Genomic DNA, 25,255 nt, shown 5'->3' with positions numbered 1-25,255 from the left:
AGGGCACATAGCCATCCTTTCTATTTTAAGGAGTCGTAAAGTGCTAAAAATTCATCTCCGCGAATTTCAAAGCTTTCGTATTGATCCCAGCTGGCAGAAGCAGGAGATAAAAGAATGACATCTCCAGGCTCAGATAAAGCGACTGCTTGCTCAAAAGCTTGTGTCAATGTTTCAAATGGAGCACCCTTCACTTGATGCGTCTCTAAGAACTGCTGAAGTCTTGGTGCCGTTTCACCATAGTGATAGACCGCCTTCAAGTTTCCTAAATACGGGATCAGCTCATCAAATGAATGGTCCCGCTCTTTCCCACCTGCAAGTAAAATTACTGGTCGAGTGAACCCTTCAAGTGCACTCTTAGTAGCTAATGCGTTTGTAGCCTTTGAATCGTTGTAAAACAAACGTCCTTCCCACTCTCCTGCAAATTGCGTACGATGTTTAACTCCAGCAAATGTGGATACCGTCTGGCGAATCTGGTGTAATGGAGCATGTAACAACATTGCTGCTGCTGTAGCTGCGAGGACATTTTCTAAGTTATGTTGACCAGGCAAGCGGATTTCGTCTCGCTTATAAAGTGGGTTTCCTAACCAGTACACCCACTCTTGGTCTGCACTGATCCCCTCGTCTTGACGGCCCGATACAAAGAACGGGAGTAGCTTAGCGGAAGTTTCTTTGACACGAGCGACTAAAACTTCTTGTTCCCCGTTATAGATTAATGTGTCTAAGTTTGTTTGATTTTGCGAAATCGCTAGTTTAGCTTGGATGTATTCTTCCAAGTCAGAGTGGTAGTCGAGATGCGCCTCATAAATGTTCGTGATAATTGCAATCGAAGGTTTTAATTTTACCGTACCCATCAGTTGAAAGGATGACAGTTCTGTTACGATTACATTATTTTTTGTGGCACTTTTTGCTACAGTTGTAGCGACTGTACCAATATTCCCAGCGACAAGCGGCTCTAGTGGTCCTTTACTCAGCATCTCCATTAGTAAAGTAGTTGTAGTCGTCTTTCCATTGGATCCAGTGATTCCTACCATTTGGGCATCACTGATGCGATACGCAAGCTCGATTTCTGTCCAAATGGGAATCCCTCGTTTAAGTGCTTCTTGTAATACCGGGTTACTATAAGGGATTCCAGGATTTTTGACGATAAGTGAAAACCCTTCATCTAACAGATTCTCAGGGTGACTTCCACAAATAACCGTCAGTCCTTGTTTTAATAAATGCTGGGCATGTTCATTTTCCTCAAATGGTTTGGCATCATTTACAGTGACAAATGCACCGAGTTCATGAAGAGTCTCAGCAGCTGCTGTTCCGCTCTTGGCTAGGCCGAGAACGAGTACTTTTTGATGATAAACTTCTTTTAATGGTTTCATACTAAGACCTCCAAGACCAGCACAACTAGTGCAGCAATAAATCCAATTGTCCAAAATACATAAACAACTTTAATTTCAGACCAGCCCGATAATTCAAAGTGATGGTGAATCGGACTCATTTTAAAGATCCGTTTTCCGCGTGTTTTAAAGCTGATTACTTGAAGGATGACAGACAGTGTCTCCACAACAAAAATGATTCCCACGAACAATAATAAGAGCTCTTGTTTTAAAATAATGGATAACATCGCAAGAGCTCCCCCTAAAGCCAGAGAACCAGTGTCTCCCATAAACACTTTTGCAGGGTTTTTATTGAACAGTAAGAAGCCTAATAGGGCACCAGTCACTGCAAATGCAAAGATGGCAGCATCCGTTTGATTGTAAATTACGGCTAAGATTCCAAACGTAGCAAATGCAATAGAGGCAGTTCCACTCACTAGCCCGTCTAAACCATCTGACAAGTTGACGGCATTGGAGAATCCAACTAGCCAAAATACGATGAACACCACATACAAGATGCCAAAATCAATTGACCAAGTTGTGAAAGGAATTGAAATGGCCGTATCGAATGGTCCGAGTTGTAGCAAGAAATAAGCGATGATAGCAATCACGATCTGACCAATCAGTTTTTGTAATGAAGTCAGTCCAAGATTTCGTTTCATTACGACTTTGATAAAGTCATCTAAAAAACCGAGCGCTCCAAATCCAATCAGTACTAGTAATAAGACCACAGTTTGTGTCGTCAATGTATTTGTAAAATAAGTAACACCTAGGGTTGAAAGTAAAATAGACAGTAAGAAAATTAAGCCACCCATTGTAGGGGTACCGGCTTTTTTTTGATGAGACTCAGGGCCTTCTTCTCGAATGCTTTGTCCGAATTTCATTCTGCGCAAATACGGAATAGCAAGTGGAGCAAGTAGTGCAGAAAGTGTGAATGCGAGTGCGATTGTGAGCACGATAGTTACAAGTGACATAATGAAACTCCTTTAGTTAATCAGTATAAAGATGGATAAGATAAGGAGGCTTTGCTAATTCATCTGGAGCAGGCAATTGATCCAGTATTTTCTGACTGTCTCCATGCCATATCAATTTGAATTCATGCAGTTGCTCCTGAATCTCATCTTTTGAGAGTCCCACGAGATTCGGGACTTTTAATTCGGGTATCTCATCCCATGTTCGTTCTTTAATGCGAATCCTCTTTGAAGCTGCCGATTCCAGCTTTCGCGAGCTTGTTCACTAAGAAAATCATAGCGCCAAAGTTGAATATACAGCACTTTTACTAGAATGGCTAGAAGGACTATAAATACAACAAGTCCAACAATTCTAAGACGCATCTTTTGTAATGGGGAGATAAAATAACCTCCTGCACTACTTTATGACGCGGATGTGAGGTTATTCTTGCTCTTCTTCTAGCTCTTCCGGATTTCCTTCCATTTCGACTGGTTGTTGTTGATAGGCTTTTTCGGGACTATCGAGTTCTACCACGACTGGAGTATCATCTACAACGGTCCCCGGCGTAATGCTTTGTCTCACAACATAGCCGGTTCCGGTTAATTCGATTGGAAGTCCTGTGAAGTCTTTATAGATTTTCACTTCTCGAGAAGACCAGCCTGTCATGTCTGGAATTTGAATCTCTCCACTAGCTTTGAAGAACACTTTTGTTCCACTGATCAGTTCTGTGTCCCCAGCCGGATACTGTTGTTCAATCTTGCCTTGTTGGCCCATTGTGATGACTTCTAGACCTTGTGCCTGGAGTGCAGACTGCACACCTGCCACTTCTTTACCACGATAATCCTCCACTTTCACTGTTTTTCTTTCTTTTGAATCGTTTGGAGAGATATTCAAATACTTCAAGGAATTCTCTGTTACGTAATTGAAGATATACGATGTTGGATCAGACCCCACTTCTGTTGCTTCAATCTTCGGTTTGTGAACTGCAACATAGACAATGATTTCTGGATCTTCTACAGGAGCCATTCCCAGGAAGGAATAAAGAAATAGTTGACGTCCCCATAAATAGTTTCCATTAGGTCCTGGGATTTGAGCAGTACCTGTTTTTCCCGCAGACGTATACGAGTCCAACTTAAATTTTTGTGCTGTACCTTTTTCACTTGTAACCGTGCTAGCAAGAATCTCTTTTACTTGATTGGCTGTTTGAGCAGAAATTGGAGATTGCTTTTTAACGGGCTCGTGATTCAAGAGTACTTCCCCTGTATTTGGATCGACAATTTGATCGATGATGTAAGGCTGGTACATCGTTCCTTCGTTTGCAATAGCCGTCATGCCTTGCACAAGCTGAAGGGGTGTCACGGTAGTCCCTTGGCCATATGTTGTCGTCAAGCGATTGATTGGGTAGCGGTCGCTAATGGTACCCGTGGCTTCATTCGGTAAATCGATCCCGGTCTTTTCACCAAAGCCAAACTCTTTAATATAGTTGATAAAGGTTTCATCACCTAGCTTTTCAAGCAAGTAGGCCATAGAAACGTTGGATGAGCGCTGGAAACCTTCTAAATACGTGATAGTTCCCCATCCAGAGACATTGTGATCATAGATAGTTCGATCAAGTAGTTTATAAGATCCTGATTTATACCAAGCATTTGGATCCCATTTCCCTTCCTCAATCGCAGCAGCAAGAGTAAAGATTTTCATAGTAGATCCCGGTTCAATTGTATTCTCGACACTTTCATTCAACCAATTTGTCGTCAAGCCTTCTCGAGTATTCGGATCAAATGTTGGCCGCTGGGTCATCGCTAAGATTTCTCCTGAATCAGCTTTTACCACAAGTGCAGTGATCTTTTCAGGTTCGTACTTTTCTTGAACGTCCGATACGGCTTCTTCTAAAAAGTTTTGAATCGTCCGGTCATTAGTTAGTTTTACATCCGCACCGTGTTTTGGTTCTGTGATCAGTTTATCTGATGAGGGTAGCAACAGCCCATTGCGTCCAATTTGAAAATCAATGCGCCCAGGTGTCCCAGTAAGTGCTTCATTATAGATACGCTCAAGGCCCATCTTTCCTACTAAGCGTGTTTGGCCATCTTCCACCTCTTCTGGAATCGCAAAACCTATCAAATGCGATGCAAAACGTCCATTTGCATAATGGCGCTTCAAATCTTTATCAAATTCGATTCCTGGAAGCTGTAATTCCTCGATTTTTTTCATCTGCTGATGGGAAAGATTGCGACCTGGTGCTCCGAACTCCACTTGATAGCGTTCCTCGTCAACCCCGTTTTGTAGACGCGTTGCAATTTCTTCTTTTGATAGATCAAGGAATTCACTTAACTTCTGAGCTGTATCTTCCACATCAATGACGTGGCGCGGGTCATTTGCATGAGCCGTTGCTTTTTCACTCACTACCGCGTAGATTTTGTAGCTAAGCGTGTCCTCTACTAAAATTTGGCCATTCCGATCTTGTATGGTTCCACGGTGTGCTTCAACTACTTGAGAACGACTGTATTTTTCCTGTGCCCTTTGTTCCAAAACTTCTCCATTTACGACTCCCGTGGCTTGAATGTAGATAAATCGACCTAATAACAGAAAAAAGAGCCCCCCGTATAGCAAAAACAGCAGGAAGGCTCCCCATTGAAAACGTACTTTTTTATTCATTCACCAGACACAACCTTCACATTTTTCTCATTCAATGTTAAGCCGAGCTCCTTTGCTTTCAACCAAATGCGTTCGTAGCTAGAAAGTTCTGCAACTTGAATTTCAAGGTCTGTGTTTTCACGTTTTACCGTATCAATTTGTTGTTCCATCTGTTGTATTTGCACGTCAACTGCGCGAACTTCAGTCTGAGTTTGAACAATGAAAATCATTAAAAAGGCACACGTCATGACAAATGCGGCAAATAAGAATTTTTCCCCTTTAGAAATGATCTGTTTTCTTTTGACAGGGGTTGGATATGTATGAGGTACGGCAGGTTGTTGCGGTTGTGGTTGTTGTTGATACTGTCGTAGCGCCATTTAATAACTCCCTTTCTCGTCAAGTTTCTCTATAATACGTAATTTTGCTGATCGTGAACGATTATTTGCCGCCAGTTCTTCTTCACTTGGTAAGATTGGCTTCCGTGTGATGAGCTTAAACTTCGGCTGCATCTCTGGTGGAATGATCGGTAAGTTTGGTGGCAATTCAGGTAATGACGCTGCCTCTTTAAACATTGTCTTCACAAGACGGTCTTCTAAAGAATGGAACGTGATAACTGAAATACGGCCGTTTGGCTTCAGTAGTGTCATAGCTGCTTCGAGCGAGTCTTCTGCAGCACCCAATTCATCGTTTACAGCGATCCGAATCGCTTGGAAAATTCGTTTTGCAGGATGACCACCTGTACGTCTAGCGGCTGCCGGTATCCCTCGTTTGATTAGTTCCACAAGATCAAATGTTGTTTCTATTGGTTGGTTCTGTCTTGCTCTCTCAATCTCTCGAGCAATCTGTTTTGAAAACTTTTCTTCTCCGTAACGGAAGAAGATTTTCACAAGCTTTTCATATGGCCAGTCATTGATAACATGATAAGCCGTTAACGCACTAGTTTGATCCATCCGCATGTCGAGCGGTGCGTCGTATTGGTAGCTGAAGCCTCGTTCTGGCGTATCTAACTGCGGCGAAGAAACACCCAGGTCATATAGAATTCCGTCTACTTCAGTAACGTCTAATTTCTCTAATTCATCTTTGATATAACGAAAGTTGGAATGAACAAATGTTACTCGGTTTATGTATGGTGCTAATTTTTGCTTTGCATTTTCAATGGCTGTCGTATCTTGATCAAAACAGTAGAGGTGTCCCTCATCTGAAAGCTGCTTCACCAGATATTCACTATGTCCTGCGCCACCTAATGTGCAATCTACATATATACCGTCTGGTCGAATCGCCAAACCATCGACTGTTTCGGTAAGTAATACGGTTGTATGGTTAAACAAGCGACCCGCTCCTTTGGACTATTAGATATTAAAATCAATCATATTTTCAGCGATTTCATTAAAGGATTCTTCCGATTCCTCTGCGTAACCATCCCAAGCATCTTTTGCCCAAATCTCGAATCGACTGGACACACCTAGAACGACACACTCTTTTTCCATTTTTGCATACTCCCGCAGATTTGCAGGAAGCATGATTCGTCCTTGCTTATCGATTTCTACTTCGGTAGCTCCAGAGAAGAAGAAACGAGTAAATGCGCGGGCATCTTTTTTAGTAAGTGGAAGCTGCTTGAGCTTTTCTTCGAGTTTTCGCCATTCTTCCATAGGATAGCCAAACAGACACTGATCCAGACCACGTGTGATGACAAAGTTGCCTTCCAGGTGTTCTCGAAACTTTGCCGGGACGATTAAACGGCCTTTGGCATCGAGCGAATGCTGATATTCTCCCATGAACATGCTACTCACCCCACTTTATGAACTAAACATACCACAATCCCCCACTTTCCTCCACCACTTTTCAAGAAAGTTCCCAAAAAAATTCAAAAGTACTAGTCGACTCTTTTTTGAGAAACAAAAAAGCCGCCAGAGGCGACTTTTAAGAGGTATGAACTACGATATGTTTCCCGTTCATTTCATATGGAATTTCAAGTAACTGATTAATAATTTCGGTACCGTACTTATTTAAGTAATGAAGTGGTGAATAGATTCGTTCTTGAAGTGAATCCAGTGGGACTAATTCGTTTTGAATCGCCTTATAAGATGCAACGGCCGCATCAAATCGTCTGTAGTATAAGTCTTCGATAGTGTGATCTAAAAATGTAACTTGCTGACGGTGTAAGTTGTGATTCTTTTCTAGTAACGGATCTAGCTTAAACCCTTCTTGCTGCAGAGTTTTGCTTAGTTTTGTATAGTGGTTTGATAAGAGTGTATATAGCTCTTCCACTTCACTTGACAGTTGTTTGTTCTTTTGAGAATCGATATAAGCTTGAAGTCTCCCCGGAGTTTCTCCAGCCCACACATCTTCTAATGATAAGCCCGTCTCTTTCATTTTCTTTTCAATTGAGAGAGGCAAGATGGTAATACTGAATCGTGGTGCCACAATAGGCATCTTTAAATTCATGACCGTGAATGCCTCTTTTAGCAGTGCCCAATAAGCGATTTCTCCTGGTCCACCAACAAAAGTATGAACTGGGAAGAGGTACTGTTGAACTAGCGGACGTGTCACGACATTGTGACTAATACAGGCTGGATTCTGCTCCACTTCTTCAAGAAGTTGCTCTGTAGTCCACGATTTCTTAAGGTCTTCGTTTTTAAATCCAGTATCCGTTGCTTCAAGTAGATAGCGATGATTATCTTCTACATAAAAAAGATGTGCATTTTCTAAGCGGCACTGAATGGGAAATCCGAATCCTGAAGAAGCTAGCTGCTGTTCTTTGTCATAAACGCTGTTTCGTAATGCTTCGTTGTTCCGAATCAATTCTTTCGTGAACTCTTTGGCTAATTCTCGCATAGCCACGTCAGAAGAATTGACGAACAACAAGCCTTCTTTATGGAAGAACTGCTGAAATAACTCCAAGAAAAATCCTTTGTAAGTCCCGTGACGTTCTAATGAGGATTCAATCATTTTCCATAAGGATAGCGTATGTTCCGTTTCGGGTAAGTCTCGGAAAGCTTGGTGCAAGAGACCGCGGAACTCTGAAGTTGGGATTTGTTGTTCTGCTACCATTTCAGTCGACAGACGCTCTACACTTAAGGAAAGCTTCGACACTTCTCGGTTTTTTTCGACATAAAAGTGATTCACTTCTAAAATATCGTGATCTTCACCCGCCATCCAAAATACAGGAACTACTTTCTTCATCGTAGTTTCAGAAATTTGTCTGGCAAGGACGATGGCAGTCACTGCTTTATGGATCGAATAGATGGGACCAGTCAAAATCCCTGTCTGTTGCCCAGTTATGGTGACCGCGGCACCCTTTTCTAAGTCAAGCAAATGCTGACGCTGCATTTCACTGAGTTCTAGTTGATCCATTGAAGCTTTGATAGTTTCTACTAACCGCGCTCTTCGACTACTAGGATACTTCAACTCTTCCGTTCTTGTTTTCCAAGCTTCCGGCTTCCATGAATAGTGGAAGTAGTCTTCCACCTCTTCAAATCGATCTATATATGTAGAATAAAAGGCTGATGCTTTTGGTTGTGGATGTGTGGTTACTTTCATGAGAACACCTCTTCTGAAATCAATACGTATACGAGTATAGCAAACAACTATCTCAAATTAAAACTATCCGCCTAGATAACTCATAATTGACCGAGTGAGTCCAATAATCCACCCAACAAAATAGAAGAGAGAAAGCACGATAAAATAGATTCTCCATAATAGCCGAAAAATAATGCGTGGCCCGACGTCTTGTTTTTTTCTCCACAAGATTACAATCAAGATGATGGCGATAAATAGCAGAAAGAGTAGCAAGTTGGTAATGGGATTTGGTATCCCTAGCAAATTGTATACACTCGCAACAGCGAAAAATAACACAACAGTTGTAACATCTGCTGCAAGTCCTGTTCGTTTCGCTTTTCGAATGCCGATAGCTTTTGCCCCCCACCATACAAGCATAAAGATGAGAATAGGAAAAATAATAAGAGCACTAACTAAGCTTTGTATGAGGTTCACTTCCCTTTAGATAGAATCAAGTTATAAAGATAGTTCGTAATTGGTAAGTAGCGGTTTTTACTTTCCGCTAACTCTATGAGTGGTTGCAATATGGCCCCTGCTTCTGTCTGCCGACCTGCTGCAACATCACGTCTCATTGAAGACGAGTTCGTGGCCGTTCGTTTGATCAATTCAAATACATCTTCAAGTGTAAGCACTATTTCTAGTTCAGTGAACGTTTGTATTAATTCATCGTAATGCGTAATGACCGCTTGTTGGAGTGCCGTGTTGGTTCTGAGTTCCCCGTTTGGCACATCGAGTATTGCGGTGACAGGATTGATCAACGTATTTAATACTGCTTTTCTGAGTAAAATTAGCTCAATTTCTGCCTCCCAGCTTATAACTGGAGCCAATATTTCTACTTGTTCTTTGTAAGTGGATGATCCGCCAACTCGAATAGTTCCGTGACCGGTATGAAGCAGCATGTCTTCTTCAACTCCGACACCGTGATCGACACTTCCGTAAAGAACATAGGTACTATCTAACACTTGCTGCACTGGATGCTTTATCAAACCGTTCTGTAAAAAGATGATGGGACCTTTCCTATTTTTAAGACGAGGTAACACATCAGAGAGGTGGTAAGCTTTCGTAGCCACCAACACGATAGCTGCGGAATCAACAATTGACCAGTCTTCTGACACGGATACTCCCATCAGTTCAACCACTCCATCAGGAGATTGATAGAGTACTGGGAGCTGTTTCGCACTGCGAATCAAAACGGTCACTTGATGCCCTTTGTCTTCTAATAATTTCGAAACGAGGATTCCGACAGCCCCTGCTCCAATCACGACGATATTCACGTGCGTCCCCCCTTACATTGGTAGAAAAAAGTCTACCCAGTTGAGGGTAGACTAAATGATTACACAGGAAATACAGGATGTTTACGTGGTGGCGCCGGAATATGCTTTGTCGCATACAGCTCAAGACGTTCCACCAACTCTGAACGAAGCGCAGAAGGAGCAATGATCTCATCTACAATCATTTCAGATGCCAGTTTATAAATATCGATTTCCTTTTTATATTCTGCATGTTTTTCTTGCACATAAGCAAGTCTTTCTTTTGGATCTTCAATGGATTCAATCTTATTTGAATAAACAGCGTTCACAGCTGCTTCAGGACCCATTACCGCAATCTGAGCAGTTGGTAAGGCGATACAAACGTCTGGTTCGAATGCCGGGCCCGCCATTGCGTAAAGTCCAGCTCCATAAGCTTTGCGAACAACAACTGAAATTTTCGGTACAGTCGCAGAGCTCATTGCCGCAATCAACTTAGCTCCGTGACGGATGATACCGCCGCGCTCTACTTTTGTTCCGATCATGAATCCTGGAACGTCTGCTAGGAACAACAATGGAATATGGAACGCGTCACAAAGGGAGATAAATTTCGCTCCTTTGTCAGCAGAATCAATGAACAACACGCCGCCTTTTACTTTAGGCTGGTTGGCAATGATTCCGACCGGTTTGCCGTCGATTCGTGCAAGACCTGTAATCAATTCAGCAGCAAATAATTTTTTGATTTCAAAGAAGCTGCCTTCATCAATCAATCGGTCGATCGCTTCATACATATCAAATGGTGCATTTTGGTTTTCTGGAATGATTTCTTCAAGTGAGCGTCCTTGTTTAGGCTCTACTGCTTCCAAAACAGGGGGTCTTTCTAAGAAGTTTGCCGGGAAGAACGATAGATACGACTTTGCAAGCTCAATTGCTTGTTCTTCGCTCTCAGCCAAAACGTCCCCGCACCCACTGACCGAACAATGCATGCGCGCTCCGCCCATCTCTTCAAGCGTCACTTTCTCCCCGATAACTTTTTCAGCCATCCGAGGAGACCCCAAATACATAGATGCGTTCCCGTCTACCATGATGACGATATCACAAAAAGCTGGGATGTAAGCTCCGCCTGCAGCAGAAGGACCAAATAACAAACAGATCTGTGGAATGAATCCAGAAAGACGCACTTGATTATGAAAAATCTTTCCTGCTCCCCGACGATTCGGGAACATATCCAGTTGATCCGTGATACGAGCTCCAGCAGAATCCACTAAATAAAGAAGTGGCAAGCGATTCTTTTCCGCAACTTCTTGAATGCGGATAATTTTTTCTACTGTACGTGAGCCCCATGAACCCGCTTTAACAGTAGAGTCATTTGCCATGACACAGACCATTTGGCCGCCGACTTTCCCCATCGCCGTGACCACGCCGTCTGCTGGCAGGTCTCCTGCTTCTACATTGGCAAACTTTGCATCTTCTTTGTATTCACCATCATCAAATAATAGTGCAAGGCGGTCACGCACAAAGAGCTTGCCTTGTTCTTTCATTTTCTCATGATACTTAGAAGCTCCACCTGCAAAAATAGTCGAGACTTTTTCTTCAAGACGTTCATTATATGATTTTGTTACCATGCCCATTTCCCCCTAAGTTGTCTTATTCGAATGTAACGAGCGTGTCCCCTTCGTTTACAAAGTCCCCTTCTGCCACGTGGATTTCTGCGATTTTACCTGATTGATCAGATTCAACCGGAATCTCCATTTTCATCGATTCAAGTACTAGTACCACATCACCTGTTACGACTTCTTCCCCTACTGCTTTGTTTAATGTGAAGACGGTACCTGCCATTGTTGAAATAAGTGTTTTCATTGTCATTGCTCCTTTGGTTGTTTTCTGAATAAAACGATACTGTTTGTAGCATAGTCGCCTTCTTTGAATCCATCGTATTGGATAAACGAACGGAAAAACGCGACATTTGATTTAACACCTTGTACATCTAAATTCTCTAACAGTGCTTGTGCCCGTTCAAGAGCTTGTGTACGGTCTTTGCCTGACACGATGACTTTTGCAATCATCGGGTCGTAATAAGGTGTTACAGAGTTCCCTTCTGCATACCCACTGTCTATACGAATCCCTTCGCCTTCAGGGAATCGCAAAACATCAAGCTTCCCAGGTGAAGGCATGAAGCGCTCGGAGTCTTCCGCGTAAAGACGGAACTCGATGGCATGGCCTTTTATAACCAACTGGCTTTGATCCGAAATTGGGAGGGGTTGATCCATTGCCGTGAGCAGTTGCCATTTTACAAGGTCTGTCCCCGTGATCTCCTCTGAAATCGGATGTTCAACTTGGAGTCGCGTGTTCATCTCTAAGAAATAGAAATTTTCATCGGCATCCATAATAAATTCTACGGTCCCGGCATTTTTATAGTTCACAGCTTTTGCTGCTTGAACGGCTGCTTCATACAACTTGTCTTTCGTTTCTTGGCTTAGAGCCGGCGATGGTGCTTCTTCAATCACTTTTTGGTTGCGACGTTGCACCGAACAGTTGCGCTCAAATAGATGGAAGACGTCCCCTTTATAGTCTCCAAATACCTGAACTTCGATATGACGAGCTGGTTCCACAAATTTTTCGACGAACACGGCATCATTGCCAAAATAATTTTTAGCTCGGGTTTTGATTCCTGTGAACTGTTGAGCGAGCGTTTGCTCAGTTTCACATTTCACCATACCAATACCACCGCCGCCACCAGAAGCCTTTAGCATAACAGGATAGCCGATCGCATTTGCAAACTCGACCGCTTCTTCCACAGTTGCAAGGCCTTCTTCCGTTCCTGGTACAACTGGAACTCCAGCTGTTTTCATAGTGTCACGCGAGGCAATCTTGTCCCCCATCTTGTCAATCGTCTCTGCAGACGGTCCAATAAACCGAATTCCTGCTGCTTCAATTTCTCGAACAAACTCCGCATTTTCAGATAAGAAGCCGTAACCGGGATGAATAGCATCCACTTGTTCTTCTTTGGCTATGCGGATAATAGCTTCTTTATTAAGATAGGATTGATTCACAGGTGCTGGCCCAATAAGGTGTGCGCGAGTTGCCTGTTTGACAAAAGGCATATCAGCGTCAGCTTCTGAATAGACCGCTACGGTTTCGATTCCCATCTCGTCACATGTACGAATGATGCGACTTGCGATTTCTCCCCGATTTGCAATTAATATACGTTTCAATCCATTTCTCCCCTTCCCACACTTTTTAAGTCTATACGATAGATGAAAGCGATTTCAACTATCAATTGACAAAATAAATCAAATTGTCCGGACTTTTTAGTTTTTTCGGTTTAAAAAGTGCGCTACTGCATCATGGTGAGGTTGTTGTTCCCACAATACGGAACAAACTCGTGCTTCTTCTAACATCCGATCAAGAATTGCTCGTTCTTTTAAAGGAGCTGTCAAAATAGACTTATAAGCTTTGGCAACGGAAGGGTGACGGGTTTTCATTTTGTGAATGAAATCGGCGAAAGCTGCCCATTTGTCCCCTTCAAAGCTCTCTGTTACCCAGCCGATTTCTTCAAGCTCGGCTGCTACAAGTGGCTCTGCCTCTGTTGTAAGCTTCAAAAGTTTATCGTATGCCATTCCTTTCGTTTGGAGCAGTGTAGTTCCACCCCACCCAGAGGTGATTGCAAGCCGGCCTTGGATAAAGCCTGCTTTTGCATCTTTTCGCATTAAACGGTAATCGCAAGCACTTGCAATCTCTGCACCGCCTCCGATAGCTGTGCCATTAATTAATGCAATCACGGGTACAGGTTGCGTGGCTAAGCGGTAAAGGATATGTGTCATACGTTGATGGATCGCATAGGCTTCTTGTTCTGTTCGAACCGAGTGAAAGACACTTAAGTCTCCTCCGCTGCAAAATGTTTTGTTTCCTTCTCCAGTAATGACGCCAAAATGGACATCTGGCTGGTCCAAGCGTTTTAAGAAGAGTTCGAGCCCCTCCATGACTTCAAAGTTTACTGCGTTATGTATGTGCGGTCTGGTGATTTGAAACTGGACGATACCGTCTAATTGATCAATACGAAAACTCATAATCATCCCTCCAAATAGACTATCTTGCTTGTGTGTTTCTCATTAAAAATGGGATGCTTTCCGGAGGAGGGTTCCTAAGTCTCCTCCTTACGTCCGGGGCCTCAGGAATCCCTCTTATTCTCCCGGAGTCCCCCATTTTTAATGAGAAACTCAATTTTATTTTTGAATATAAAAAAAGACTACCAAAGAGCCATGGTCTCTCTGGTAGTCTTTATTATACGGATAACTCAAAAAGTTATCAGTATTTATGTTCTAAAACATAGCTGCGCAAATACTGAATTATTTGCTTACAACTTCTTTCCCTTTGTAGTGTCCGCATGACTTACATACGCGGTGAGCCAATTTTGCTTCACCACAGTTAGGGCATGCTACCATACCAGGTACAGATAATTTGAAATGCGTACGACGCTTTCTTTTTGCAGTTTTAGAAGTTCTTCTAAATGGTACAGCCATTGATGGCACCTCCTTACAGATCTAATCGTCTGTTTGATCAAAATACTTAGCTAATTCAGCAAGTCTTGGATCCGTTTTTTGTTCGTCCGCTTCCTTTTCCTCGAGCTCTTCTTCCGTTGCAAAACTCCAAAAGCTTCCACCTTCCGGCTTGCGCTCGTCTGCATTGTCTTCAAAGACTTGAAGAGGTATCGTTAAAAGGATTAATTCCTCTAATACAGGATCTACGTGAATCACATCACCTTCAACAAGATGAACGTTTTCACTTTCCTCTGCATGCTCCGACCAATCAAACATTTCTGTTGAATCAATCGAAAAAGGAAATTTTACATCTTCCCATGTCCGAGAACTTGGTAAGATGAGATGCCCTTCTAACTGGAAGTGACAAGTTAAACTCGTTGCACCAACTGTACAACGGGCCTTTACATGTACGGGTGATACGTGCCGAATCTCCGGATTTCGAGTCATCAGTTCAGGAAGCTGAACTTCTTCGTCAATTTCCATCTGACTGCGACGGTATTTCGCCAATTGATGAATTGTCCATTTCATACGTTTATCACCTCAAGACAACAAAGTTGATTATATAACGTGCTGAAATAGATGTCAAGATAATTTCTTGTCACCTGATTTCTTTCTACGTATACTGTTACTAGTATACGAAGGGGCGATGAAAAATGAAAGCAACAGGAGTTGTAGTTGAGCACAATCCGTTTCATAATGGTCATGCTTATCATATAGAACAGGCCCGCCAGTCATCTGGTGCAGACATTGTCGTGGCGGTCATGTCAGGCAATTTTTTGCAGCGAGGAGAACCTGCACTTGTCGATAAATGGACACGAGCTGGGATGTCTCTTGCAAACGGTGTAGACCTGGTCGTTGAACTTCCCTACCGCTATGCAACGGCATCTGCTACTGAATTTGCTGCTGGATCCATCCATTTGCTTGAGCAGCTAGGATGTAGTTCGTTTGTGTTTGGGAGCGAACACGGCAAAATCCAGTCATTTCTCGATACGTATCACCTAATTCATTCAAACCGCGACAAATACAACCACGCCATTCGGCAGTCTTTACAAGCTGGCAACAGCTATCCGATGGCTTTGCAGCATGCCTTTCTTGCAGTTGCACAGGATTCAAACGAATTCGTAGATCTATCACAACCTAATAACATTCTGGGGTATCACTATGTGGAAGCGGCTCTCAGCCAATCTTATTCGATTCAACCTCTAACGATAGAGAGAATTGGAGCTGGATACCATGATTTCATACGTCAGGGACAATCTATTGCAAGCGCTACGGGTATTCGCCACGCACTTTTTGAGATGATGGAGATACCTGGAGAGTTTGTACCCAAAGAAACATTACAAGCGCTCACAGGCTGGTATGAGCACTATCAACAATACGGTAGCTGGGAACAATTCTGGCCGCGGCTTCGCTATGCCATCTTATCAAACAGCCCCGAGCAGCTGCGGAACATTGCAGAAGTATCGGAAGGTATTGAACACGCCATTCAAAAACACGCTCTAGTTTCTGCAACTTATAGTGAGTTTATGCACCGCTTGAAGTCGAAACGGTACACGTGGACTCGTTTACAGCGTATGATGACACATATCTATACAGGATTCCAAGAATCATCGCGCACAACCACTTTACCTGATGCGGTTCGACTGCTCGGGAGAACAGATAAAGGGCAGCAGTATTTGGGTCAAATAAAAAAAGACTGTCCGCTGCCGATTGTATCTCGGCTGGCAAGCAGTTCTTCTGAGTTTCTTAGACAAGACACAAAGGCTTCGGATCTTTACTATTTAGGCTATGAATCTGGAGAAGTCCATGAGCTTGTCGGAAGCGAATTTAAAAGACTGCCCCTTAAGATTTAGGGGGCAGTTTTTCTAAGTAGTCAAGTGCATCATCAATCGTTTTCACCGGAATGATATCGAGGTCAAGACCCAGCTTCTCTTTTGTGTCGACAGCCAATTGATAGTTACTCACAAGATCTGGATTCTGCTTTAAGATTTCAGGATCAATGGTATCATCTGGCGCAAACATAAAGTCTACATTCGCATCTGAAGCCGCTACCACTTTCAAATCGATGCCACCAATGCGGCCAACTTTCCCGTCTTCTAAAATTTCTCCAGTACCCGCAATTTTGTAACCTTTTGTCATGTCTTCCTCTAAAAGCTGATTCATGATTTCTAAAGTGAACATGAGGCCTGCTGAAGGACCACCAATCTCCTCTGATTCAAAGGACACATCACGTTCTGTAGTGATTTGTTGATCTTGCTGATAGGAGATTCCCACTGCAGGGCGATCGGGAATTTCTTCAATACTACCTAACGTAATCTGTTCCTCACGAGTCTCTCCATCTCTTTGAACTGTCAGATCGATCGTATCTCCTACTTCTTTTGTCAGAATGAACTCCTGAAGTGTTGCCTCACTGACATCTCCATTTCCATTAATCGCTACAATTCGGTCTCCAGGTCGTAACTTTCCATCTGCAGGGCTTCCTTTAACTACTGAATAGATAAACAACCCATTGTTAATCAGTTCATAGGGTTCACCCGTCTTTTCATAAGCTACTTTGATGGCATTGAGTTGGGAGTTGGACATCAACTTTAACTGACGGACTTCATAGGCCTCATCATCTTCGTCCTCACGGCGTATCTGATTGGCTTCCATCAAGTGTTCAGGATCTTTCAGACGCTGATACAAATAAGTTGCCGGAGTAGCTTTAGAAAGAGCAATCGTCAACAGTCGAAGCTCCCCTTCATCCCCTGAATCTTGATTTTCCACTTGAACGATAGGAGATAGTTCGTATGCTCCACCCGGTTTCGAAATATAATAATCCAGCGGATAAAATAGAAACAACAAGATAGCCAGCAGTAGAAGCGGCCCTCTCCATTTCTTCATCATATGATCATTCCCTTCCCCTGTCTCTTGTCGAATCCATAAAGAGATGCGCAAGGTGTTCCATTATTTTTGAGGGTTCCAGTCCCTTACACTCCCTTCCTATTTAGGAGCGTTGCTGTATGGAATGCTCGAACTCTCAGCGCGAATGGGACAACTGGCTTCACTTGATGCTCCGCTTGTCTATTACGGAATCGTACTCGGTTTCTCTAGTTTAAGTATTCATTTGCAAAATTTTCTGTTGGTCCGAGGTTCAGGTATCTCATTTGGTCCCTACTGGTTGTCTCGTATCGTGACAGTAGCAGTATTAGGTTGGCTGTTACTGATGCTCGACTAGATAGTAGCTATTTCTTGAATTTTTCACGAAGTGCTTTCTCCACAGGTGGCGGAACAAATTCGTGCAGGTTCGCTTCGTATTTTGCAACTTCTTTTACAATGCTCGAACTGAGGAAAGAGTATTCATTTTTCGTCATAATAAATAACGTTTCTACTTGGTCGTTTAATTTGCGGTTCATAGACGTGATCTGCATTTCGTACTCAAAGTCAGAAACGGCACGTAAGCCACGAATTATCGCTTGAGCATTTTGTTCTTTTGCATAATCCACAAGGAGACCTGAAAACGTATCCGCTTCCACGTTTCCTAAATGAGCCGTGGAAGCTGCAATCAATTCCATACGCTCTTCTACAGAAAATAGTGGATTTTTAGAGGAGTTATTTAATACGACCACTTTGATTTTGTCAAAAATCACGGATGCTCGTGTAATGATATCCAAGTGACCATTTGTAATGGGATCAAATGATCCAGGTACTACAGCGATTTTCATACTACTTGTCTCCTTTAGGTTCAAAAAATGAGATGGATAAACTGCCGTACGTCTCTTTTCGGTAACAAACACCGGACGGTATAAGAGATTCGATCTCTGCTTCTTTTGCATGTTCGCAAACTACGATTCCATTCGGTTTTACTAAACCGTTCGTAAAAAGCGTATCCGCTAATTTATAAAGATCCAATTTATTATAAGGTGGATCTAAGAATACGAGGTCAAACGTGCTCTGTTCCATAGCAAGACGTTCTAGCGCTTGCTTTGCGTCTGCTTTCAATACAGTAGATTGATCTGTAAATCGTGTTTTCTCAATATTTTCTTTGATAACCTGCAGAGCCTTCCCCTGTTTTTCTACGAACACACAATGCTCGGCTCCTCGACTTAACGCCTCAAGTCCCAAACCTCCAGAACCTGCAAACAGGTCGAGAACGGACTCTCCATCTAAATAAGGTCCCAATATATTAAATAATGATTCTTTGACTTTGTCTGTCGTAGGACGAGTCGTCTCGCCCGGTACAGCTTTCAATGGGATGCTTTTTCGTGTTCCCGCTACGATACGCATAACTCTTCCCCTTTCCAAGTACCTCAATATCTAGTAAATTAACATAAGTAGCTTTAATAAGAAAGGACGTCTCAACATGATTCAACGATTTATAGAATTAGGTGAAGGATACGGAGATGTATTTGAGTTATGTGAACTCGCCAAAACCAATCAGCACCGTATTCATCACGCGTTTATTTTACATGGAACAAAAAATGACAAAAAAAGTGTCTCCTTGGCTTTAGCACTGAAGCCAGCAGGAGACGTGCCTTTTATTCCTATCTATATTTGTCGAGAAGGCATGGACTTCAGAGAGCCCAAAATGGAAAGACAACTTGCATTTGAAAAAGTGCTCGCCGATTTGGACGTGACACCTGTTACGCTCGAAGTCAAACATTCTAGCGAGTTTGGGTCAGTCGATCACTATTATCAAGCTCTCATCGCCATTATGCGACTGAATCATTTGCTGCCGCCTTTGTCATAAGCCGATCTTGTAATCGTATTCTTTCGCTTTATCCGGTTTGGAGTTTTCATACTCTGTCTTGATGAACGGTCGCTCCGATTCCATAAGCTTTTTAACAAATGGCAGCTTCAGTAATTTAGCAGTTACAGCTTCTACATCTTCTTGATTGACGTAGATGACTGCGTACTTTAATTTTCTCGATATATAATAGACATGACCATATTTTCGTAATGTCTTTGCATGCTTCAGATGGTTGACAAATACAATCAATCCTTGTCTAGGAATCATAGCCATTCCTCACTTTCTTGATTTGCTCAAATTGCTCTTTCGTAGTAAGTTAAGTCTACCACAGCAGGGAATATCTGAAAACTGAATCACTAGGAGGCAACAGCATGACACGCAAACGCAAGATTGCACTGCTCCTTGCAGCAGCTGCAGGAACTGCTTGGGCAGGAACTAAAGCCCTGTCAAAACCACAATCAAGACCGCAAAAACAAGTTTTAGATACAGCATCACCCATCATTCTAGCCCATCGTGGCGGATCTCTAATTGGACCAGAGTCCACTTTACTTGCTTTTGAAAAAGCAGCAGAACTTGGTGTTCATGGATTTGAAATTGATCTTCGCATGACAAAAGATGAGCAGATCATTGTGTTCCATGATGATACCGTAGACCGCACAAGTGCTTCCTCTGGACTTGTGAGCGATATGACATTAGCGGCTATCCAAGCAATCGATTTTAGTGCAAACTTTGAAGGACGCGATCAGTTCACAGATGAAGAACTGGAAAAAGCTCGCATTCTTACACTAGATGAATTGTTAGAGCGCTTTCCTTTTATGTATATCAATATGGATATGAAAGATGCTCCTTCTTCCTATGAGGGATCTTTAATGCCATCTAAACTCTGGCGAATCCTAGAGGAAGCTGGTGCTCTTGACCGTGTCGTCGTGACGAGCTTCTACGATGAACAGATCGACCGCTTTAATCTGTACGCTCAGAACCGCGTCGCTTTAGGTGCTGGAGAAAAAGAAGTTCGCAAAGCCTATACTGCTTATACGAGCCAGTTCAAGCACCTGTATCACCCTAAAGCAGATGTTTTCCAGCTACCGGTGAAACACAAGTCCATTCGCTTGGACTTAAAAGGGTTTATTGAATTCCTGCATTCCTTGAACATTAAAGTGCATTACTGGACGATTGATGAAGAAGAGGAAATGTTGCGGCTTGTGAAGCAAGGAGCGGACGGAATTGTTACAGATCGTCCAGACCTTGCTATTGAGACATTAGAGAATACAACCAAATAAAAAAGCCCCCGAAGGGACTTTGCATTAGGCTGAACAGGCGCAACCTCCGCCTGTTCCACAGCCTGTGCCGCATGAGCCTGTCGCACTCTGGAAAAAAGGATTGCTGACAGGTACTTTAATATCTTGAGATACAGCATGGGCGACTAGTAAACTGATTTCATCCAACAGATCTTGGACATCGTTCTCTGCAGCTTTTAGTTCTGCTACTTGAGGCAACAAGTCCATCTCTCTTTTTTTAATACGGATCTGAGTATTGATCGTTTTATAGTCAGGGTGGTATTTCCCGAAACGCTGTACTTCTTCATACGTCTCTTTCAGACGTGAAAATTCGTGAACGACTTTGGCCACTTCAGGAGTCGAATAGACGTCTTGATGGGCTTTATGATAGGCAGATACGATAGCAGAATGTATGAAAAGTTCATTTAACTCATCTACACTCTCAAAAATATCGATCCAGTCCGATGACATCTGCATGATGATCCCTCCCGTTTCATCATACCAAATTTTGATAAAGGGGCAAACCGAGATGCAATCTACAACTTCTATTCAACACTTTTACGAGACCGCTTCTGCTACCGAAAAGGAGCTACTCGACCAATTTGTTCAAGGGCTAGAAAAAAAACGACAAGGCGTTTATAGCACCTATGTGAATGCAGCGTTTCAATTCGATATTTCATTCCCAGAAGAGACATGCAAAGTGACAATGCCGGTCACCCCGATGACTACGAATTCGTTCGGTATGCCTCACGGGGGCGTTATTGCAACACTGATCGACAATGCGATGGGATTCCTAGTGAATAAAGACTTACGTCCAACCGGCAAAGGTGCGGTAACTACCAATTTGACGATCCACTACACGAAGGCAACAACTGAACCATTCGTTTATAGTGTAGCTTCTTATTTACATAAAGGAAGCCAGACAATGGTTTTAGAAGCATCGGCTTATGATTCTAGAGACCGCCGCATCGCTTACGCTACAGGATCTTTCTTTGTGATTGATCTTCCCACTCGATAACCACTTTTAGATCACTATACGGAATGTGCAATCGCCGAAATTCGATAGAACGTTCATCGCCTTTTCCAACTATAAAAATCGTCTGATTTTGTGAAGTCACCTCTAATGCGTACCAGATTGCCACTCGCCTATCGGGCATAACGAGTGCGTCTGGTGCGCATTTTTGCATTTCTAAAATAGGTTGCAGGGCATCTTCTGTTCGAGGGTTGTCGAGCGTAAGAACCACTAAAGAGGCGAGACGACTAGCAATCTGCGCAATCTCACATCTTTTGAATCTGTCGCGGTCTCCCCCACAGCCTAAGATGACCATTCGGTCTCCTTGGAACCGAATTCCTAGTGTCCCTAAACTAGCGACTGAACAAAGCTTCGTGTGCGACAGGATTGAAGAAATGGTAGAGAATAGAAATTTGTTCGCAAACAGTAGAAGAGTTTCCGGTCACCATCATTCCAGGGTTACACTTTCTTTCAGAGGATGGTCTCTTAAAAACATTTGGACATGGCGGTAGTGATTTCACAGCGCTCCTCTATGCTGCCTACTTTGAGTGTGAAGCATTGTTTTATAAAAATGTTCCAGGAGCTTATTATCCACCAGGCTCTGCAACGCTCGTTCCGTCTTTAAATCACAATCAAATATGCGAACTGGAAGTATTACAACAGCAAGCAGCTGAATTTGCTAGACAAAAAAATATACCACTCTCCATCATGTCGTTTCAGACATCAGAAAGTGGCACGCTTATTCGGTCTCCGGTTCCGAAAGCTCTATAAAATTCTGTGTATAGAACTCAGAGAAGACACCGATTCCTATATGAGTGTAAGAAGATTCTAAGATGGTCTCTCTATGTTCTTTCGAGTTCATCCAACCGTTAATTGCTTCTATGGGATCACGGTAAAGAGCCGCGCTGTTTCCGCCGGCTTTTTTAAATGGGATTTGGTACTCCTCTAACTTGTCTTCGTATTTAGAGAGCTCAAACTCTCCTTGCATGACGGTTTCACTTTTAGCAAGTTCTTCACTATAGTTACGTGCAATCTCTGCAAGTGATGGATAAGGTAGTAGCGGTTCTTCACCATGTCTCAATCGGTAAAGATTGGTAAGATCCATCAATTCTCGTTCTGCAGCTCGGTCTACAGCATTTTGGATGGATGAGGTCGGATATGTGGTCTCAATCATCTCACCCTCATAATACGTATCATAAGCTCGGTGCTGCAATAAAACTTCTGGAGTGATGAAGCGCACCCCTTCTAATTCGTTATCAAATGTGTCTATATAGAGTTGTGCAAATATGCCTTCATATTGGACTAGGATCCGCCGCTGAGTATCCGCTGGAGTTAGGGAGAAAACGTACGAACTGTCTCCAAGCTCAATACCAATCTCAGGTAGTACAATGGTGAAGCGGTAAATATCATCTAAACTTTGACCAATTTTGTACGGTGTGACTTTGGCATTTTCACCTGCTGCATACACTTGATTGATGATACCATCCTCAACTCCAACCATTTGGTAGCTGTTTAGACGGTCTTTATAAATATGCCACTCGTAATTATAGAGAGAAGGTTCGATTCGTTGCGCCTCTCCGTAAACCGCTTTCCACTCGTCGATGGTCTTTCCTACAAATGTAGAGACTCCTTCTTTCGGTCGAGAGAAAACATTGTAATCAGGTGTTGTCTCTGTCAGATTTTCTTGAGGCAGGACTTGTCCTGTCTGTCTTTCTTCTGTTAGCAACTCATTTTCTTGTACAGGCCGATCAAATAGGATGAAAGCAAAGATCACAATGGCAGTCGCAATAAATAGTTTAGCTAGATTGTTCATTTGCTCTCACCCCTTTCTAGTTTCAGTATAGCAGGGCTCCCCTTTCTGACACAATGTTGTCATTGCATCCAGGGCTCTTTTCCGCTACTATTAAGTAGAAGAAATAGGGTATTTACCTTAAGGAGGGTGTTCCATGTATTTTGAAAATACTGGTCTAGAAGGCATGGTAGTAGATTTAAATCTACTGGATGACATTATGAACAAGCATGGAATGGTACGTGCTGGTGCATGGGACTATGAGCGTGCTACGTATGACAAAAAATTTGTAATTCGTGAAGGCACATATTACCTTCGCGTATTCACGTATACAACAGATGGCGACGTTGGTGCACATGATGCAATGATGACGTTAATGAAACCTGTTGTAGGTAAACACTATTATCCACATGGTGTGGAGTATGGTGAAGATGAAGTGTTCCCAAAACACTTACTTAAATCATGTGAACAGACACTTGCAGCGATTAAAGCAGAGCTACATGCATTTGAAATTCACGCATAATTGAAAGAGAGTAGACTGCGCTCTACTCTTTTTTATTACCTAAATAAAGGAGCGCCTGTAGTGAAAGTGAAACGATTTGATCGTCCTCTGATACGCAATACGGTCATCTTCATCATTTTGGCCATACTTGCTTTTGTCATTCTTCTTGTTTCGGTTCCCATCATTTTGGCTCTTTTAGTAGCCATATTTGTAGAACCACTTGTTGAATTTATTCAAAATCGCTTCAAAGTTACCAGAAAGACTTCCGTCATCATAAACTATACAGTGACATTTGGTTTGTTCATTCTATTGTTCTACTTTGTGATTACATCTTTGATTGCACGAGTTATTTATTGGTCAAAAGCATTTCCTTCGTATTTAAATGACTTAGGTGGCATCTGGACCAATATTCAAAACAGAATGTTCGATATGACACAAGGTTTGCCACTAGAAGTCGTCAACTCCATTCAAAAAGAAGTGGATTCCACTCTCTCAGACATTCAAGAGTCTTTATTAGCCATCGTCAATTATGAAAACATTACAGCTCTCGCAACCGAGCTACCTAGCTTACTTGTCAGCTTTATCGTCTTCTTAATTGCGTTGTTCTTATTCATGCTTGATCTCCCTATGCTACGAGGAAAGTTTTTCCGCTACTTCTCAAACGAAACAGCAGATAAAATCCTTTTTATGTATTCAGGAATTAAACGAGTCATCTTTGGGTTTATGAAAGCTCAGATTTTAGTGAGTTTCATTATATTATTTGTTAGTTTGATTGGCCTTTATATCATTATTCCGGAATATGCACTCGTCATGTCGATTGTGATTTGGATCATTGATGTCATTCCAATTTTAGGATCTATTATTGTCTTGGCACCTTGGGCTATCGGAGCGTTTGCTATGGGCAACTTTGCGCTTGGTACTAAACTTTCGATACTGGCTGTCATCTTATTGATTATCCGCCGTTCTGTGGAACCAAAAGTAATGGGTGCTCAAATGGGCTTGTCTCCATTAGCAGTTTTAATTGCCATGTTTATTGGTGCGAAACTTTTTGGACTTGCTGGATTCATTGTAGGTCCATTAGTAGTCATCATTTTTACTACGGCTAAGGAAGCCGGCATTATCAAACTTGATTTTAAACTCTAAAAAACCTTTCTGAACGATATGTTCAGAAAGGTTTTTTTAATTACCAAGTATAGCTTTAAATACAGAAGTGGTTTCTCCGCCTTCATAAAATACATATAGTAGCATGTATACAGCTACACCCGTAATGGCTACGAAGAACCACACTACCGATGTGATAGGACCCCATTTACGGTGTTTCTCGATGTTGTTTTTAAGTCCCAAGTAAAGTGTCGTCAAACCGAACACTGCACCTGTAGTAGCTAGAATAATGTGGAAAATTAAGAACAGCGTGTAATAGATTTTGATATCATCTGGTCCACCAAACGCGGTGTTTCCAATAAATAGCGTTCGTGATACATAGATGATGAAAAACGTTAGCGCAGACACAGCAGCTGCAAGCATAGTCTTTTTATGGGCTTCGATTTTGCGTTGTTTAATAAAAGCCCATCCGACGGCTACAAGTACTGCACTTAAAACGATAAAAAATGTACTGATCGTTGGTAGTAGTGGTAACGACATAGTTGCTCTT

Annotated in this window: 31 protein-coding genes; 8 read left to right on the top strand and 23 right to left on the bottom strand. The window is 42.5% G+C overall.

The genetic code is table 11. The features are described 5' to 3' along the window. Positions 1 to 20: 20 nt before the first annotated feature. The 15 genes from murD to CF394_RS01895 all read right to left on the bottom strand — a co-directional run bounded on the left by murD (position 21) and on the right by CF394_RS01895 (position 14,823). Positions 21 to 1,370: a UDP-N-acetylmuramoyl-L-alanine--D-glutamate ligase gene (gene murD / locus CF394_RS01970; RefSeq protein WP_094941585.1), complete on the bottom strand. Its 1,350-nt coding sequence runs from the start codon at positions 1,368 to 1,370 to the stop codon at positions 21 to 23. After that, positions 1,367 to 2,341, bottom strand: coding sequence for a phospho-N-acetylmuramoyl-pentapeptide-transferase (gene mraY / locus CF394_RS01965; protein WP_094941584.1), 975 nt, complete (start codon positions 2,339 to 2,341; stop codon positions 1,367 to 1,369). Before mraY ends, murD begins: the two co-directional genes overlap by 4 nt. Before the next feature lie 418 nt (positions 2,342 to 2,759). After that, positions 2,760 to 4,970 carry a peptidoglycan D,D-transpeptidase FtsI family protein gene (locus CF394_RS01955; RefSeq protein ID WP_094941582.1) on the bottom strand — a complete coding sequence of 737 codons (2,211 nt, stop codon included), beginning with the start codon at positions 4,968 to 4,970 and terminating at the stop codon, positions 2,760 to 2,762. Next, positions 4,967 to 5,326, bottom strand: coding sequence for a cell division protein FtsL (gene ftsL, locus CF394_RS01950; protein WP_094941581.1), 360 nt, complete (start codon positions 5,324 to 5,326; stop codon positions 4,967 to 4,969). Before ftsL ends, CF394_RS01955 begins: the two co-directional genes overlap by 4 nt. Beyond that, on the bottom strand, positions 5,327 to 6,277 hold the full coding sequence (gene rsmH / locus CF394_RS01945; protein ID WP_094941580.1) for a 16S rRNA (cytosine(1402)-N(4))-methyltransferase RsmH: 951 nt from the start codon (positions 6,275 to 6,277) through the stop codon (positions 5,327 to 5,329). Between the two features lie 21 nt (positions 6,278 to 6,298). Continuing rightward, the gene (gene mraZ, locus CF394_RS01940) at positions 6,299 to 6,730 is read right to left on the bottom strand and encodes a division/cell wall cluster transcriptional repressor MraZ (RefSeq protein ID WP_094941579.1); all 432 of its coding nucleotides are present in this window, start codon (positions 6,728 to 6,730) and stop codon (positions 6,299 to 6,301) included. A 139-nt stretch (positions 6,731 to 6,869) separates the two neighbouring features. Then, complete coding sequence (gene bshC / locus CF394_RS01935; RefSeq protein WP_094941578.1) at positions 6,870 to 8,489, bottom strand: bacillithiol biosynthesis cysteine-adding enzyme BshC; 1,620 nt, start codon at positions 8,487 to 8,489, stop codon at positions 6,870 to 6,872. A 63-nt stretch (positions 8,490 to 8,552) separates the two neighbouring features. Further along, positions 8,553 to 8,942, bottom strand: coding sequence for a DUF3397 family protein (locus CF394_RS01930; protein ID WP_094941577.1), 390 nt, complete (start codon positions 8,940 to 8,942; stop codon positions 8,553 to 8,555). Beyond that, positions 8,939 to 9,781: a ketopantoate reductase family protein gene (locus CF394_RS01925; protein WP_094941576.1), complete on the bottom strand. Its 843-nt coding sequence runs from the start codon at positions 9,779 to 9,781 to the stop codon at positions 8,939 to 8,941. The genes CF394_RS01930 and CF394_RS01925 overlap by 4 nt, the downstream gene beginning before the upstream one ends. Before the next feature lie 59 nt (positions 9,782 to 9,840). Further along, positions 9,841 to 11,379 (bottom strand): acyl-CoA carboxylase subunit beta, encoded by a 1,539-nt coding sequence (locus tag CF394_RS01920; RefSeq protein WP_094941575.1) that lies wholly within the window; start codon positions 11,377 to 11,379, stop codon positions 9,841 to 9,843. 22 nt (positions 11,380 to 11,401) lie between these two features. After that, the gene (locus CF394_RS01915; protein WP_094941574.1) at positions 11,402 to 11,614 is read right to left on the bottom strand and encodes an acyl-CoA carboxylase biotin carboxyl carrier protein subunit; all 213 of its coding nucleotides are present in this window, start codon (positions 11,612 to 11,614) and stop codon (positions 11,402 to 11,404) included. A gap of 2 nt (positions 11,615 to 11,616) precedes the next feature. After that, positions 11,617 to 12,969: an acetyl-CoA carboxylase biotin carboxylase subunit gene (locus tag CF394_RS01910; protein ID WP_094941573.1), complete on the bottom strand. Its 1,353-nt coding sequence runs from the start codon at positions 12,967 to 12,969 to the stop codon at positions 11,617 to 11,619. A gap of 96 nt (positions 12,970 to 13,065) precedes the next feature. Further along, positions 13,066 to 13,824, bottom strand: coding sequence for an enoyl-CoA hydratase/isomerase family protein (locus CF394_RS01905; protein WP_094941572.1), 759 nt, complete (start codon positions 13,822 to 13,824; stop codon positions 13,066 to 13,068). A 279-nt stretch (positions 13,825 to 14,103) separates the two neighbouring features. Further along, positions 14,104 to 14,277 (bottom strand): 50S ribosomal protein L32, encoded by a 174-nt coding sequence (gene rpmF / locus CF394_RS01900; protein WP_094941571.1) that lies wholly within the window; start codon positions 14,275 to 14,277, stop codon positions 14,104 to 14,106. Between the two features lie 21 nt (positions 14,278 to 14,298). Then, positions 14,299 to 14,823, bottom strand: a complete 525-nt coding sequence (locus CF394_RS01895) for a YceD family protein (protein ID WP_094941570.1) — start codon at positions 14,821 to 14,823, stop codon at positions 14,299 to 14,301. A gap of 125 nt (positions 14,824 to 14,948) precedes the next feature. On the opposite strand from CF394_RS01895, the gene CF394_RS01890 reads away from it, so the two are divergent. After that, the gene (locus CF394_RS01890; RefSeq protein WP_094941569.1) at positions 14,949 to 16,148 is read left to right on the top strand and encodes a nucleotidyltransferase; all 1,200 of its coding nucleotides are present in this window, start codon (positions 14,949 to 14,951) and stop codon (positions 16,146 to 16,148) included. Here CF394_RS01890 and CF394_RS01885 read toward each other — a convergent pair. Next, positions 16,138 to 17,181: a SepM family pheromone-processing serine protease gene (locus tag CF394_RS01885; protein ID WP_094941568.1), complete on the bottom strand. Its 1,044-nt coding sequence runs from the start codon at positions 17,179 to 17,181 to the stop codon at positions 16,138 to 16,140. The genes CF394_RS01890 and CF394_RS01885 overlap by 11 nt on opposite strands. A 121-nt stretch (positions 17,182 to 17,302) precedes the next feature. Between CF394_RS01885 and CF394_RS01880 the strand changes: the two genes are divergently transcribed. Then, positions 17,303 to 17,512 carry a hypothetical protein gene (locus CF394_RS01880; protein WP_094941567.1) on the top strand — a complete coding sequence of 70 codons (210 nt, stop codon included), beginning with the start codon at positions 17,303 to 17,305 and terminating at the stop codon, positions 17,510 to 17,512. A 7-nt stretch (positions 17,513 to 17,519) separates the two neighbouring features. Here the strand turns inward: CF394_RS01880 and coaD are convergent, their stop codons facing one another. Together coaD and rsmD are read right to left on the bottom strand one after the other, a co-directional pair. Next, complete coding sequence (coaD, locus tag CF394_RS01875; protein WP_094941566.1) at positions 17,520 to 17,999, bottom strand: pantetheine-phosphate adenylyltransferase; 480 nt, start codon at positions 17,997 to 17,999, stop codon at positions 17,520 to 17,522. A gap of 1 nt (position 18,000) precedes the next feature. Next, positions 18,001 to 18,561 (bottom strand): 16S rRNA (guanine(966)-N(2))-methyltransferase RsmD, encoded by a 561-nt coding sequence (gene rsmD, locus CF394_RS01870; protein ID WP_094941565.1) that lies wholly within the window; start codon positions 18,559 to 18,561, stop codon positions 18,001 to 18,003. 76 nt (positions 18,562 to 18,637) lie between these two features. Between rsmD and CF394_RS01865 the strand changes: the two genes are divergently transcribed. After that, positions 18,638 to 19,024, top strand: coding sequence for a DUF7147 family protein (locus tag CF394_RS01865; RefSeq protein WP_094941564.1), 387 nt, complete (start codon positions 18,638 to 18,640; stop codon positions 19,022 to 19,024). On the opposite strand, the gene CF394_RS01860 is transcribed toward CF394_RS01865, so the two are convergent. Next, on the bottom strand, positions 19,019 to 19,291 hold the full coding sequence (locus tag CF394_RS01860) for a YlbG family protein (RefSeq protein ID WP_094941819.1): 273 nt from the start codon (positions 19,289 to 19,291) through the stop codon (positions 19,019 to 19,021). The two genes, CF394_RS01865 and CF394_RS01860, sit on opposite strands and share 6 nt — an antisense overlap. Positions 19,292 to 19,395: 104 nt before the next feature. Between CF394_RS01860 and CF394_RS01855 the strand changes: the two genes are divergently transcribed. Beyond that, entirely contained in the window at positions 19,396 to 20,304 is a 909-nt protein-coding gene (locus CF394_RS01855; protein ID WP_094941563.1) for a glycerophosphodiester phosphodiesterase family protein, read from the top strand. A gap of 24 nt (positions 20,305 to 20,328) precedes the next feature. Here CF394_RS01855 and CF394_RS01850 read toward each other — a convergent pair whose 3' ends face one another. Beyond that, a complete protein-coding gene (locus tag CF394_RS01850) occupies positions 20,329 to 20,778 on the bottom strand; it encodes a YlbF/YmcA family competence regulator (RefSeq protein WP_094941562.1) in 450 nt (149 codons plus the stop codon). Positions 20,779 to 20,830: 52 nt separating this feature from the next. On the opposite strand from CF394_RS01850, the gene CF394_RS01845 reads away from it, so the two are divergent. Further along, complete coding sequence (locus CF394_RS01845; protein WP_165767427.1) at positions 20,831 to 21,319, top strand: PaaI family thioesterase; 489 nt, start codon at positions 20,831 to 20,833, stop codon at positions 21,317 to 21,319. On the opposite strand, the gene CF394_RS01840 is transcribed toward CF394_RS01845, so the two are convergent. Next, a complete protein-coding gene (locus CF394_RS01840) occupies positions 21,279 to 21,650 on the bottom strand; it encodes a glutamate ligase domain-containing protein (protein ID WP_279327635.1) in 372 nt (123 codons plus the stop codon). The two genes, CF394_RS01845 and CF394_RS01840, sit on opposite strands and share 41 nt — an antisense overlap. A 68-nt stretch (positions 21,651 to 21,718) precedes the next feature. On the opposite strand from CF394_RS01840, the gene CF394_RS16255 reads away from it, so the two are divergent. Further along, entirely contained in the window at positions 21,719 to 22,084 is a 366-nt protein-coding gene (locus CF394_RS16255) for an amino acid kinase family protein (RefSeq protein ID WP_094941559.1), read from the top strand. Here CF394_RS16255 and CF394_RS01830 read toward each other — a convergent pair. After that, the gene (locus tag CF394_RS01830; protein ID WP_094941558.1) at positions 22,053 to 23,126 is read right to left on the bottom strand and encodes a CAP domain-containing protein; all 1,074 of its coding nucleotides are present in this window, start codon (positions 23,124 to 23,126) and stop codon (positions 22,053 to 22,055) included. The two genes, CF394_RS16255 and CF394_RS01830, sit on opposite strands and share 32 nt — an antisense overlap. Before the next feature lie 133 nt (positions 23,127 to 23,259). On the opposite strand from CF394_RS01830, the gene CF394_RS01825 reads away from it, so the two are divergent. Next, a complete protein-coding gene (locus CF394_RS01825; protein WP_094941557.1) occupies positions 23,260 to 23,625 on the top strand; it encodes a YugN family protein in 366 nt (121 codons plus the stop codon). A 60-nt stretch (positions 23,626 to 23,685) separates the two neighbouring features. Beyond that, on the top strand, positions 23,686 to 24,747 hold the full coding sequence (ytvI, locus tag CF394_RS01820) for a sporulation integral membrane protein YtvI (protein WP_243370620.1): 1,062 nt from the start codon (positions 23,686 to 23,688) through the stop codon (positions 24,745 to 24,747). 36 nt (positions 24,748 to 24,783) lie between these two features. Here ytvI and CF394_RS01815 read toward each other — a convergent pair whose 3' ends face one another. Then, positions 24,784 to 25,245: a DUF420 domain-containing protein gene (locus CF394_RS01815; RefSeq protein ID WP_094941556.1), complete on the bottom strand. Its 462-nt coding sequence runs from the start codon at positions 25,243 to 25,245 to the stop codon at positions 24,784 to 24,786. Positions 25,246 to 25,255: the final 10 nt, after the last annotated feature.

It is taken from the genome of Tetzosporium hominis, assembly GCF_002265435.1.
In the GTDB taxonomy this organism is placed as follows: Bacteria; Bacillota; Bacilli; order Bacillales_A; family Planococcaceae; genus Chryseomicrobium; species Chryseomicrobium hominis.
This window is presented reverse-complemented; position numbering and strand designations above follow the sequence as displayed.